Consider the following 13,403-nt stretch of genomic DNA (forward strand, 5'->3'; position numbering starts at 1 on the left):
CCTCTACTCTGCTGCCTTCTTTTTCAGGAAACTAGAGACCGCGTCCACCCCAATAGCTAAGGCTTCTTCCTTAGGACTCATCTGAGGGTGATGAAGGGCGTAGGGACTATCAATACCTAGCCAGAACATAACGCCATCAACTTTTGAAAGGAGATAACCAAAGTCTTCACCTGTCATAGCAGGTTCGATATCAATCAACTCAATTCCGTCTTTCTCTTCAAAAAAGTCCATCAGTTCACGCGCCAAGACTGGATTGTTCTCAACAGGCAGGTAACCACCTTGCTTTAGTTCCACTTCAACCTCCATACCAAAGGCAGCTGCAACTCCTTCTGCAACTGTTTTGACCCGCGTTTGAACCAAGAGACTCATATCTTGAGTCAAGGCCCGAATAGTTCCATGCAAAAAAGCTGTATCTGTGATAACATTGTTGGTTGTTCCAGCTTGGAAAACTCCAAAGGTCACCACCGCTCCCTCGATTGGGTTGACATTACGGCTAACCACTGACTGCACTTGAGTCACAAAGTAACTAGCAGCCACCAAGGCGTCATTTGCTTCATGCGGAAAGGCAGCGTGTCCCCCTTTTCCTTTGAAGTGAATCTTCACCTCGCAAGTCCCTGCAAAGAGTGTATGGGTATTGGTCGCAATCTGACCAACCTTCAAATCTGGTCGAACATGAAGGCCATAAAACTGGTCTGGCAACCAGTCTCCAAAAGCGCCATCCTCATACATGAGCATGCCACCAGCTTCATTTTCTTCAGCAGGTTGAAACAGAAAGAGCAGATTGTTCTTTGGTTGCTCCTCAAGGGCTCGCTCAAGACAGCCCAAAGCAATAGTCATGTGGAAATCATGGCCACAAGCGTGCATACGACCTTGATGCTGAGAAGCGAAAGGAAGGCCTGTTTGTTCGACGATAGGCAGGCCATCAATATCTGTCCGCCAACCAATGGTACGCTCTGGTTGACTTCCCTGCAAATAAACCAAAATCCCTGTCCGCCAAGTTCGAACTTGGACAAAATTCTTGCCCGCAGTCAATTTCTCAATCACATCTAGCAAATAAGCATGAGTCTTAAACTCCTCCAGGCCAATCTCTGGAATCTGGTGCAAATCTCGTCTAGTCTGAATCAAATCTAACATCTATCTATCCTCCGATATAGCAGAAAGAGGCTGGAAGAAGGGTTCCGCCTCTTTATTACTTTTACAATTATAAGGTACGAAGCGCATCCTCTAGCGCTGTTTTTTGTTGGGTTTGGGCATCAATCTCTTTGATAATGCGAGCTGGAACACCTGCCACCACCACGTTTTCTGGGACATCTTGGGTAACAATGGCTCCTGCCGCAACGACTGAACCACTACCGATTTGAACTCCTTCGATAACCACTGCGTTGGCACCGATGAGAACATTGTCTCCAACACGGACTGGTTCTGCGCTAGCTGGCTCAATCACACCTGCAAGAACGGCACCTGCACCAACATGACTGTTTTTCCCCACGATAGCACGGCCACCAAGGATAGCCCCCATGTCAATCATAGTTCCTGCACCAATTTCAGCACCGATATTGATAACCGCTCCCATCATGATAACAGCATTGTCACCAATTTCAACCTGATCACGGATAATAGCACCCGGCTCAATACGAGCATTGATAGCACGTTTATCTAGCAAAGGAACTGCAGAATTACGAGCGTCTTGCTCAACAACATAGTCTTGGTTTTCTACCAAACCATCGAGAAGCGGAGCCACATCTTTCCAGTCTCCAAATAGGACATTCCCTAGTTTGACAACAGAGCTTGGTACAGCAGTTGCGAGTTGTCCCTCAAAGGTTACTTTCACACTGGTTTTCTTTTCAGCATTGGCGATAAATTGGATAATTTCTTGAGCGTTCATTTTTGTAGCAGTCATAGGCGCCTCCTAGTTCATTTTAATGATACCTATTCTACCAAAAAAGGCCTCAAATTTGAAGCCTTTTTGTTTGTTTTTAGGTATGATTTTTAGGGATGTGAGATAAAACGTGCTGTCGGTAAAAGCAAGCCCCTACCGATACAACCTAAAAACACTCTTCACAACTATCTCCCCGTGTTTTATTGACTATTCTAGTATAGCACACTTTTAGAATTAAGAAAAGACTTTTTATTTACTTTCTTTCGCTTCTTCTACCGATAGGAAAATCATGGGTAAAATAATCAGAGCCATAGCTGTAAGAAGGGACCAATCCACTACCAAGCCTAAAAATAAAACACTCAAAAGGGCAGAAGAGAGAGGTTCACTGGCACTGATAACGGAAACCACTAAAGGAGAGACCAAGGACACTGCCTTCATAGAAATGAAAAAGGCAAAAGCCGTTCCAAAGAAAGCGATAATGAGGCAAATCAAGATACTCCAAATATCAGGAGTAAAGGAGAGCTTGTAAACCGGCGAAAGGACATTGCTAAATAAACCGGCCAAAATCATCCCCCACCCAACCGTCGGGACAAAACCATAGCGCTTAGCAAAAGGTTGAGGTAAGATAACATTAAACATAACACCCATGGCACTCAACAGACCTGTTATAAGGGCTAGTGGCGTCATAGATAACTGAGAGAGATCGCCTTTTGTCGCCATCAAGCACACGCCCAGCATGGCAATCAAAACATAGAAAATAGCACTTTTTGACGCTCGTTTTTGATAAATCAAGCGATTGTAAAAGAGGATAAAGACAGGACTTATAAACTGTAAAATAGTCGCTGTCGCTGCATTAGAATATTCTACGCAGAGGTAGAAAAAATACTGGACTGAAAAAATCCCCAAAATAGCATAGGCTAAAAAGGGCAGGTAATTTTTCTTATCTCGCCAAATATCTAGCACTTGCGATTTTAATTGCACTGCAGACCAAATGAGTACAAGACTCCCTGCCAGTGTCAAACGCATAGAGGTAATCCAGCCAGAGGACACTTGATAATGAGTAAAGAAATATTCTCCTAAAATTCCACAGATTCCCCAGATTAAGCCAGATAGGAGCGAATAAATAGTTCCTTTAACAATCTTTTTCTGATACTGATTCATACCTTTATTGTAACACGAAAGGAAAAAAGAAAAAAGTGGCAATCAATGCCACTTTCCTACCTTCTACTATTTGGTTGTGTAGATGATGAACTTGATGTACTGCTAGAACTACTACTTGAACTTGGCGTAGATGAGAAACTACCAATAATACTTGACCAAGCATTTTGATAATCTGCTTCACTTCCTCCAATAGCAAAGTGATAGCTAGTCGTAGGAGCTCCCGCCTTATTAGCCCAATAGCTCGTTACAGTAGCCCCTGAAAGATCCACTGTTTTTCCATTAACGGATACTTTGCCTGGCTTCTGTCCTGTAGATCTGAGGACCTGAGATTGGGTCACACTGGAATCAAGATTAAAGCGTTCATTGCCCCAAACACCAGGCTCAGCCTGTTGGATAGCATTGACCAAGTAAGCCATATATTTGGCATTTCGATAATGTCCAGCCCCCTTAGCCATTGGGCGGTTGTCATCATGTCCTAGCCAACTACCTAGAGTCAATCTTGGTGTTGACAGCATGAGCCACATATTTTCATCTTCATTAGTTGTACCAGTCTTACCAATCCAGTCTGCACGAGCTAAGCTTGAATTGATGGAAGCCAAATCCGTTTGGAAACTTGAAGTGATCCGAGATGAAATCACCTCACGAAGCAAACTCTGCATAATTGTTGCCGTTGCCTTCGAGTACACTTGAACTGGTTTGTCTTGGAATTCATAGATTACCCTACCGTCAGGTGATTCAATCTTAGAAATCACATGTTTCTGATGGTAAACACCGTTATTAGCAATTGTTTGATAACCATTGGTATGCTGGGCAACTGTGACTTCAATCCCACCACCCATAGGCAGACTTTCGATACCGTACTCCGGAATCTCGTAACCCATTTTCTCCATGTAACCCTTGACATCCACACCCTTCTCACGTAGCATGCGATAGGTCCAATAGGCTGGGATATTCCACGAATAGTTCAAGGCTTCACCCAAAGTCATCATGCCTGTACCTGGACTATTTACATACATGATAGGATTGCCATTAGAGAATTTTGTCGGATAATTGGACAAGATACTAGCGCTTCCCATCAAACCTTGGTCAATGGCAATACCGTAGGCCAACAAAGGCTTGGTTGTAGAGGCTGGCGAACGCTTGGTGTCGAAGGCGTGATTGTTTTGGTTAGTCTGGTAATTACGACCACCAACAAAACCTAGAACAGCCCCCGTTTTATTGTCCATCAAAACATTCCCTACTTCAGGCTGCCCAGTCGAATCATCTACCAAACGACCGTAGTTAGCAACTGCATTTTGCATGGCGTTATGGATTTTTTTATTGATCGTTGTAGTAATTTTGTAACCGCCATTACTTAGCTCCTGCTCAGCTCGCTCATGATAGGCCTTTTGAATCGACTCGTTTTTCAACTCTTGGCTAGAGACATTGTCCTGTTGAACTAAATAATCATACATACGGTCTGTCGCTTCAGCCATAGCTGTAAAGTAGAGATAATCCCTCGAAACAGCATTGACAGTTCCTGATGGCAAGAAATCTTGTTTGAGATTATAATCCTTGTACTGGTCGTATTCTTCCTGAGTCAGAGCACCCGTACGGTACATGTTGTAGAGAACATCCTTGGCCCGCTTCAAACCAAGTTCTAAGTCTTCATCACTCTTTAACTCTCCAGTATTTTCATAAGGGGAATAAGTAATCGGACTCTGTGGCAAACCTGCTAGGAAGGCAGCTTGGGGAATACTCAGCTTGTTGGCATCGATACCGAAAATCCCTTCAGCAGCTTGCTGAGCACCTGCAATATTCTGTCCTTTATGATTTCGACCAAAGGGAGCAACATTGAGATAAGTAGTCAAGATTTCATCCTTACTCATGCTGCGTTCCAAGGCAAGGGCATCAACAATTTCTGTAGCCTTACGAGCCAAAGTCGGAGCATCTCCAACCACTTGTTGTTTGATTAACTGTTGGGTCAAGGTCGAGCCCCCGCTAGATGAGCCCAAACCTGCAAAGGTTCCCAAAGTCGCCCGAATCACAGCTTTTGGCACAACCCCATTATGTTCAAGAAAATGTTCGTCCTCAGTTGCAACGATAGCCTTTTTGAGATTGTCTGATATTTCCTCAGATGAAACAGAAGTTCGCAGTAGGTCACTCTCGATAGAAGCAATGACACTCCCATCTGCATAAACAATTTCTGAGATGGAAGAAATATTTTTAACCTGCTTGACCAAATCCTCCGCTTGGGGAACCTTAGCCTTGTCAAACAAAGCAACTCCATAACCAAGAGCTACACCAGCACCAAAAAGTCCACCGATAAAGCCTAGAATAAAGAGAGTATTCAGAATGCCCTTAATAGCAACTAAAATACTACCTAGGATAGCCAGAACTTTTCCACCTGTCCCATCCGACTTCTTCTCTTCTGAGACTTTCTCTGATTTTTTATGATTTATTTTTGATTTTACTAGCTGGAAAAATTCCAGCATTTTTCGTTTTAATTCATTTAATTGATTTTGCATGGATTTCCTCACTCTATCTATTATACCATAAAAGGTAAACTTTCAATAAAATAGCCACTTTCTTCCTTATTCTACTAGGCTATTGCCCAAGTTTGTGATACAATAGTTAGAAACAATATTTTTAAAAAGGAGAAAAGACACATGCACATTTTTGATGAGCTAAAAGAGCGTGGTTTGATTTTTCAAACGACTGATGAAGAAGCTTTGCGTAAAGCCCTAGAAGAAGGTCAAGTTTCTTATTATACTGGCTACGATCCAACTGCTGACAGCCTTCACCTAGGCCACCTTGTCGCAATCTTGACAAGTCGTCGCTTGCAGCTAGCAGGTCACAAACCCTATGCGCTCGTTGGCGGTGCTACAGGTCTCATCGGAGATCCGTCCTTCAAAGATGCTGAACGTAGTCTCCAAACAAAAGACACAGTAGATGGCTGGGTCAAGTCTATCCAAGGACAACTTTCTCGTTTTCTTGACTTTGAAAATGGGGAAAACAAGGCTGTCATGGTCAACAACTACGACTGGTTTGGCAGCATCAGCTTCATTGATTTCCTCCGTGATATCGGAAAATACTTTACTGTCAACTACATGATGAGCAAGGAGTCTGTGAAAAAACGGATTGAAACAGGAATTTCTTACACTGAGTTCGCTTACCAAATCATGCAAGGTTACGACTTCTTCGTCCTTAACCAAGACCACAACGTAACGCTTCAAATCGGTGGTTCTGACCAGTGGGGAAATATGACAGCTGGTACTGAATTGCTTCGTCGTAAAGCTGATAAGACTGGTCACGTTATCACTGTACCACTGATTACCGATGCAACTGGTAAGAAATTTGGTAAATCAGAAGGAAACGCAGTCTGGCTCAATCCTGAAAAGACTTCTCCATACGAAATGTACCAATTCTGGATGAACGTTATGGACGCTGACGCTGTTCGCTTCTTGAAGATCTTTACTTTCTTGTCACTCGATGAGATTGAAGACATCCGTAAACAATTTGAAGCAGCTCCACACGAACGTTTGGCACAAAAAGTCTTGGCTCGTGAAGTCGTTACTCTTGTTCACGGAGAAGAAGCTTACAAAGAAGCTCTTAACATCACTGAGCAACTCTTTGCAGGAAACATCAAAAATCTTTCTGTTAAAGAGCTCAAACAAGGACTTCGTGGAGTGCCAAACTACCAAGTACAAGCAGACGAAAACCACAATATTGTGGAACTACTCGTCTCATCTGGTGTAGTTAACTCAAAACGCCAAGCCCGTGAAGATGTCCAAAACGGAGCTATCTACGTAAACGGTGACCGCATCCAAGACCTTGACTATGTCTTAAGTGACGCAGATAAGCTTGAGAACGAACTGACTGTTATCCGTCGCGGTAAGAAAAAATACTTTGTATTGACTTACTAAACTGTTCAACATTTACCTATAAAAAAGGAGTTAACCTCGAGAAAGGTAACTCCTTTTTGCTGTTAATAGTCCCCACCTATCCCTTAATAGACAGGCTACGCAGTACAATACGTAAGGTTGTTAGATTATGTAAGATAGAGAGATTTGAAGGACTGAGCCAATTAAACAAGCCAAAGCCAATCAAACTACTATTTACGACAACGGTATCTTGAATATTCTTCTTGATGAGTGTTTGCAAAGATGATGATAGCGAATCCAACTCTTGGAAGAAATCCAAGCGATTATCTAACAATAAGATATCACTCATCTGCTTAGAAATATCTGCACTCTCATTCATCACCACACCGATATCTGATAGGGTTAGAGCCGCTGAGTCATTCAAGCCATCTCCAACCATCAAAATAGTGTGACCTGCTTTCTGCAGTTCCTCTACTAACTCAAATTTTCCATCAGGTTTCAAGTCTGTATAGACCTGATCAAAGGGCAAATCTTTGACTAATTCCTCTGTTCTAACCAAGGTGTCCCCTGTTGCCAGAATCAATTTTTTCCCTTGTGCCTTAAGTTTCTCCAAGGCTGCTTTTGCTTCTTTTCTCAAAGGAGTATGAATGCAGAACATTCCAATCAATTCATTCTGATAAGCCAAGAATAAGAGATTATAGTGACTCTTGTACTCTTCAATTAAAGCATTTTGTTCTGAACTGATATGAATTTGCTCATCCTGCATCAAAACATAATTCCCAATAAGAACTGGTTGCCCATCTATATGAGATTTGATCCCCTTGCTTGCGATATATTGGAGTTTCCCATGCATTTCCTCATGTTCAATCCCCTCTATCTCAGCTTGCTTGACGATGGCATTAGCAATAGGATGATAAATGTGTTCCTCAAGACAGGCACTGATTCTGAGAATATCTTCCTCACTATAGTCCCCAAAAGGTAACACCTTTTCAACTATAGGATAGCTAGTTGTGATTGTTCCCGTCTTATCAAACAAGAAAGTATCAACTTCCAGATATTTCTCCAGAACATCCCCATCCTTAATCACCATTTCACGGTTCAACCCCTCCTTGATAGCTGTCAAATAAGCTACAGGAGTAGAGATTTTCAAAGCGCAGGAGAAATCGACCAATAGGAAAGAAATAGCCTTAGAAAAAGAACCTGTTAATAGGTAAGTCAGACCAGCCCCCAAGAAATTATATTTGACGACCTTATCCGCCATCTTGATGAAATAGCGTTGTTTCGTTTTCTTGTTTTCTTCAGATTTCTTCATCAACTCAATCAGCTGTAAAATCCGGCTGTTCATCTGATTATCGGTTACACGAATGCGTAACTCTCCAGTTTCCAATACTGTATTTGCACAAACCAAATCAGACTCTCTTTTTTCAACTGGAAAACTCTCTCCTGTCAAGGAACTTTCGTTGACCATACCTAAACCTGAAACTACTTGTCCATCAAACAGAATTTCATTTCCTTGAGATAGGACCAAGACATCTCCTATTTGAACATCGGAACTCTTGATACTAACAACCGTATCCCCCTGTACTAGAAATACATCGCTCTCTTTTGCAAGAAGGCTTTGTTCTAAATCTGTTGCAGTTTTTTTCAAGGACCACTGATCTAAATGATTCCCCAAATCAAGCATAAACATGATATTGCTAGCTGTCTTGGATTGGTTCATAAACAAGGACAATAAAATCGCCGAACAGTCCAAGACCTCCATCGTTAGTTCCTTACGCGCTAGTGTTTGATAGGCTTCTCTAATATAGCCAAAAGCCTGATAACAAGTCCATATATAGCGAATAGGGTACGGCACAAAACTACGAAAAAGTATACGCTTAATCGCTGCACCTGAAACAATAGAATAAGCACTCTCTTCTCTACGAATGGGAAGAGTCATCAACTCAGAAACTTTCCCTTTATCAATTCTTTTTAAAAAGGCTTCTGCATTATCTAATACAGAAAAGCCTTCTTTTATGCGTAGAGTAAAGTGCTGTTGATCCATGTAAAACTGGATAGACTCAATTCCCTTTTCATCTCTCGCCAAGGAACGAAGATAGTCTTGAATATCCAAGGTGAGTGAAAAAGAAGATGATAGTCGGATATGTTGGTATCCTCTATGTAGCACTTTAAAAGACATATTATTCTCCTATAAGGCTATCTAATTGCTCTTCTTTTTTCTCTTGCTCGTACAAATATTTGGCATCTTGCAAGACATCGTCTCCATGTTGTTTCATAACAGAAACAGATGCATCTAGCCCGTCTTTCAACTTGTAAGCCTTAGCCAAAGCTTTAGAATAACCTTTTTTAGCTTCCTTACTTGCCAAGATTTTCAAACCAAGGGTACCAAATGCGACACCACCCAAAAAGAGTGATGATTTTTTCGCAACTTTTGCAACGGTTAGTACTTCTTTTAACATACTTATTTCCTCCTTATCATTATTATATAGCAATTTAGATATAAAAGCAATGTCATTTCATAAATTGGAGAATTATACTCAATGAAAATCAAAGAGCAAACTAGGAAACTAGCCGCAGGCTGTACTTGAGTACGGCAAGGCGACGTTGACGTGGTTTGAATTTGATTTTCGAAGAGTATTAGTTTTATTTCTACTGAATCTCCCATCTACTTATTCCTAAAGTTGCTTTCATTTGCCTCTTTTGATACACTTAAACTATGAATACAAATCTCAAACCCAAACTTCAGCGTTTTGCTTCTGCGACTACCTTTGCCTGTCCTATCTGTCAAGAAAATCTGACTCTGGTAGAGAGTAGTCTCAAATGTAGCAATCGCCATTCTTTTGACTTGGCGAAATTCGGCTATGTCAATCTGGCACCGCAAATCAAGCAATCTGCTAACTACGACAAGGAAAATTTTCAAAACCGTCAACAAATCCTAGAAGCCGGCTTTTATCAGGCTATTCTAGAGGTCGTCTCTGATTTACTTTCAAACTCAAAAAATGCCAAAACAATTTTAGATATCGGTTGTGGCGAAGGATTCTATTCTCGTAAACTCCAAGAAAGCCATCCTGACAAAACCTTCTATGCCTTCGACATTTCCAAAGATTCCGTCCAAATCGCTGCCAAGAGCGAACCCAACTGGGCAGTCAATTGGTTCGTTGGTGACTTGGCACGACTTCCTATAAAAGACGCCAGTATGGATATCCTGCTTGATATCTTCTCACCTGCCAACTATGGAGAATTTCGTCGCGTTTTATCCAAAGACGGTATCTTGATAAAGGTTATTCCAACTAAAAATCACCTCAAGGAAATCCGTCAGAAGGTACAAGACCAGCTGACAAACAAGGACTATTCCAACCAAGATATCAAAAATCATTTCCAAGATCACTTTACCATCCTATCTAGTCAAACTGCCTCACTAACCCAGTCTATCACAGCAAAGCAGCTCCAAGCCCTACTCAGTATGACTCCTCTCCTCTTTCACATCGACCAGAGCAAGATTGACTGGAGCCAACTGACAGAGATTACCATTGAAGCAGAGATTTTGGTTGGGAGAGAACTATAATTGACACAAAAAACCGCATTTCAAGAAGATCTGCGGTTTTAAATTTCAATTTTTAAACTATCTATCCCAAAAGTCTAAAACATTTAAAGCTTTTAGCTTCTCCATTTATTTTCGATTCGAAATAAAAAACTTATCAATAAATAGCAAGTGAAATAAGGCAAGTGTAATTCCCGATAAGCACCCATGATAAGAGATTTCTTGATGGGTAAGGGGGTAAAGATTACTATTACCCGCCAAGAGGCATGTTAAAATAACAAATAAAATCCAAAATAAATCAGTCCATTTATATTTTGAAAAATATTTTTTCCACATAAGAACACCTTCTTTCCTACAATCATATTATAATACTTTGTGTAAGTGAATACAAGAGATATGAGGTAATCAACTACGAAGAAGCATGAGGTTGAAAGACAGTAAAACCAACTTTTTAAACGTTCAATGTGTCTATGATTTCTCTCTTTTTAAGACAAGATTGGCTCAAATCCATAGCATTCAAAAAAGCGAATTTCAATCGAAATTCGCTTTATAGGAAAGTGTATTAGTCTAAATCTTGTATCTTATACTCAATGAAAATCAAAGAGCAAACTAGGAAGCTAGCCGCAGGCTGTACTTGAGTACGGCAAGGCAACGCTGACGTGGTTTGAAGAGATTTTCGAAGAGTATTAATTCAAGTGCCAGATATCTTCGTTATACTGAGCGATTGTACGGTCAGATGAGAAGAATCCTGCTTTAGAAATGTTAACGATAACTTTATCCAACCATGCGTCACGGTCTTCGTAGTCAGCCAACATTTGCTCTTTGACTTTGATGTAGTCTTCCAAGTCAAGAAGAGTCATGAACCAGTCTTTGTTGATCAATTCCTTGTAAAGACGTTCCAAGCGCTCTTTGTTTCCAGCTGCAAGAACTGCATCGCTAACGATGAAGTCAACCAATGGTTTGATAGCTTTACGGGCGTAGAATTCGCTTGATTTGTAAGCTGCTTTTGCGTAAAGGTCGATAACAGTTTCTGAATCTTCACCAAAGATGTAGATGTTTTCGTCGCCAACCAACTCAGCGATTTCCACGTTAGCACCGTCCATAGTACCAAGTGTCAAAGCTCCGTTCAACATGAATTTCATGTTACCAGTACCTGAAGCTTCTTTAGAAGCAAGTGAGATTTGTTCTGAGATATCACATGCTGGGATAAGGAAGCTTGCTGCAGTAACGTTGTAGTTTTCAACCATAACTACTTGCAGGTGTGGAGCTACTGCTGGATCGTTAGCAATAACTTCTGACATGCAAAGGATCAAGTGGATGATGTCTTGAGCAATTGTGTAGGCTGGAGCTGCTTTACCACCAAAGAAGATTGTGATTGGGCGAGCAGGGATGTTCCCAGCTTTGATGTCAAGATATTTGTGGATTACGTACAAAGCGTTCATTTGTTGGCGTTTGTACTCGTGAAGACGTTTGATTTGGATATCAAAGATAGAGTTTGGATTGATTTCCACACCTTGGTGTTCTTTCAAGTGACGAGCCAATTTACGTTTGTTGTGAGCCTTGATGCTTTCCAATTTTTCTTTGACAGCTGCTTTGTCTTCATAAGACAAGAGTTTTTCAAGCTCATCTGCTTCATGGTGCCAACCTTCTCCAAGAATCTCATCCAAGTAGTGAGACAAGCTTGGGTTAGCATGCATGAGCCAACGACGGAAAGTGATACCGTTTGTTTTGTTGTTGAATTTTTCTGGGTAAAGGTCGTAGAAAGCTTTCAACTCAGAGTTCTTCAAGATTTCAGTGTGAAGTGCTGCTACTCCGTTAACACTGTATCCGTAGTGGATATCCATGTGAGCCATGTGAACACGTCCACTCTCGTCAATAATTTGAACAGCTGGATCTTTCACTTCTGCTTTCACACGACGGTCCAATTCTTCGATGATTGGTACCAAGTGAGGAACCACTTCTTGCAAGAATTCAAGAGGCCATTTTTCAAGGGCTTCAGCAAGGATTGTGTGGTTAGTGTAGGCAGTCATGCTACGAACGATTGAGATTGCTTCATCAAGATCGATACCACGAGCAGTCAAAAGACGGATCAATTCAGGGATGACCATTGATGGGTGAGTATCGTTGATTTGGACAACTGCGTAATCAGCAAGGTCATGCAAGTTGCTTCCTTTTTCGATTGCTTCGTCGATGATCAATTGCGCACCGTTTGAAACCATGAAGTATTGTTGGAAGATACGGAGCAATTCACCTTGACGGTCACTATCATCTGGGTAAAGGAAAAGAGTCAAGTTGCGAGCGATATCTGTCTTGTCAAAGTTGATACCGTCTTTAATGATTGAAGAATCAACTGAATCCAAATCAAACAAACGCAAGCGGTTCTTAGTTTCTGTCTTGTAACCAGGTACATCGATATCGTAAAGAGTTGATGTCAATGTGAAGTGAGCAAATGGCACTTGGTAGCTACGGCTTGAGCGAACCAACCAGTTTTGCTCTGTCAACCATGCGTTTGGAATTGTTTCTTGTTGGTTATTTTTAAGAACTTGTTGGAAAAGACCGTAGTGGTAGTTAAGACCAACACCGTCACCGTTCAAACCAAGAGTAGCAATTGAATCGATAAAGCAGGCAGCCAAACGTCCCAAACCACCATTACCAAGAGATGGTTCCAATTCAACTTCTTCAACTTCGATCAAGTCTTTACCTGCAGCTGCAAGTTCTTTTTTAACATCGTCGTAAAGACCAAGATTGATCAAGTTGTTTGACAAAAGTTTACCAATCAAGAACTCAGCTGAGATGTAGTAAACTTTTTTCTTACCAGTGTTAACTGGTTTTTGACTACTTGCAAGCTTGCTGTAGTTAAGAAGAGCCAGGTAAAGCTCTTCATTGCTACATTCTGCAATGGTTTTATTGTAACGATTTTGTACAAATTCTTGTAGTGATAACATGTTTAAGGTGTCTC

10 protein-coding genes are annotated in these 13,403 nt (G+C 41.3%); 2 read left to right on the top strand and 8 right to left on the bottom strand.

What is annotated here, in order from left to right:
* Positions 1 to 3 precede the first annotated feature (3 nt).
* The 4 genes from B7700_RS03875 to pbp1b all read right to left on the bottom strand — a co-directional run bounded on the left by B7700_RS03875 (position 4) and on the right by pbp1b (position 5,547).
* Positions 4 to 1,134 (bottom strand): N-acetyldiaminopimelate deacetylase, encoded by a 1,131-nt coding sequence (locus B7700_RS03875; protein WP_084887278.1) that lies wholly within the window; start codon positions 1,132 to 1,134, stop codon positions 4 to 6.
* A gap of 67 nt (positions 1,135 to 1,201) precedes the next feature.
* Positions 1,202 to 1,900, bottom strand: coding sequence for a 2,3,4,5-tetrahydropyridine-2,6-dicarboxylate N-acetyltransferase (gene dapD, locus B7700_RS03880; RefSeq protein ID WP_000127460.1), 699 nt, complete (start codon positions 1,898 to 1,900; stop codon positions 1,202 to 1,204).
* A 228-nt stretch (positions 1,901 to 2,128) separates the two neighbouring features.
* Positions 2,129 to 3,040: a DMT family transporter gene (locus tag B7700_RS03885; RefSeq protein WP_084887393.1), complete on the bottom strand. Its 912-nt coding sequence runs from the start codon at positions 3,038 to 3,040 to the stop codon at positions 2,129 to 2,131.
* A 56-nt stretch (positions 3,041 to 3,096) separates the two neighbouring features.
* Positions 3,097 to 5,547 (bottom strand): penicillin-binding protein PBP1B, encoded by a 2,451-nt coding sequence (pbp1b, locus tag B7700_RS03890; protein WP_084887280.1) that lies wholly within the window; start codon positions 5,545 to 5,547, stop codon positions 3,097 to 3,099.
* Between the two features lie 141 nt (positions 5,548 to 5,688).
* On the opposite strand from pbp1b, the gene tyrS reads away from it, so the two are divergent.
* Positions 5,689 to 6,945, top strand: a complete 1,257-nt coding sequence (gene tyrS, locus B7700_RS03895; protein WP_000546884.1) for a tyrosine--tRNA ligase — start codon at positions 5,689 to 5,691, stop codon at positions 6,943 to 6,945.
* A gap of 76 nt (positions 6,946 to 7,021) precedes the next feature.
* Here the strand turns inward: tyrS and B7700_RS03900 are convergent, their stop codons facing one another.
* The gene (locus B7700_RS03900; RefSeq protein WP_084887282.1) at positions 7,022 to 9,082 is read right to left on the bottom strand and encodes a heavy metal translocating P-type ATPase; all 2,061 of its coding nucleotides are present in this window, start codon (positions 9,080 to 9,082) and stop codon (positions 7,022 to 7,024) included.
* A 1-nt stretch (position 9,083) separates the two neighbouring features.
* Positions 9,084 to 9,362: a DUF6110 family protein gene (locus B7700_RS03905; protein WP_004258701.1), complete on the bottom strand. Its 279-nt coding sequence runs from the start codon at positions 9,360 to 9,362 to the stop codon at positions 9,084 to 9,086.
* A 257-nt stretch (positions 9,363 to 9,619) separates the two neighbouring features.
* On the opposite strand from B7700_RS03905, the gene B7700_RS03910 reads away from it, so the two are divergent.
* Positions 9,620 to 10,468, top strand: a complete 849-nt coding sequence (locus B7700_RS03910; RefSeq protein ID WP_084887284.1) for a putative RNA methyltransferase — start codon at positions 9,620 to 9,622, stop codon at positions 10,466 to 10,468.
* A 105-nt stretch (positions 10,469 to 10,573) separates the two neighbouring features.
* Here the strand turns inward: B7700_RS03910 and B7700_RS11280 are convergent, their stop codons facing one another.
* Together B7700_RS11280 and glgP are read right to left on the bottom strand one after the other, a co-directional pair.
* Positions 10,574 to 10,780: a hypothetical protein gene (locus B7700_RS11280; RefSeq protein ID WP_000265676.1), complete on the bottom strand. Its 207-nt coding sequence runs from the start codon at positions 10,778 to 10,780 to the stop codon at positions 10,574 to 10,576.
* 350 nt (positions 10,781 to 11,130) lie between these two features.
* Positions 11,131 to 13,389 (bottom strand): glycogen/starch/alpha-glucan family phosphorylase, encoded by a 2,259-nt coding sequence (gene glgP / locus B7700_RS03925; protein WP_045610939.1) that lies wholly within the window; start codon positions 13,387 to 13,389, stop codon positions 11,131 to 11,133.
* Positions 13,390 to 13,403 lie beyond the last annotated feature (14 nt).

Origin of the sequence: Streptococcus mitis, from assembly GCF_002096755.1 — a bacterium.
Classification (GTDB): domain Bacteria; phylum Bacillota; class Bacilli; order Lactobacillales; family Streptococcaceae; genus Streptococcus; species Streptococcus mitis_AC.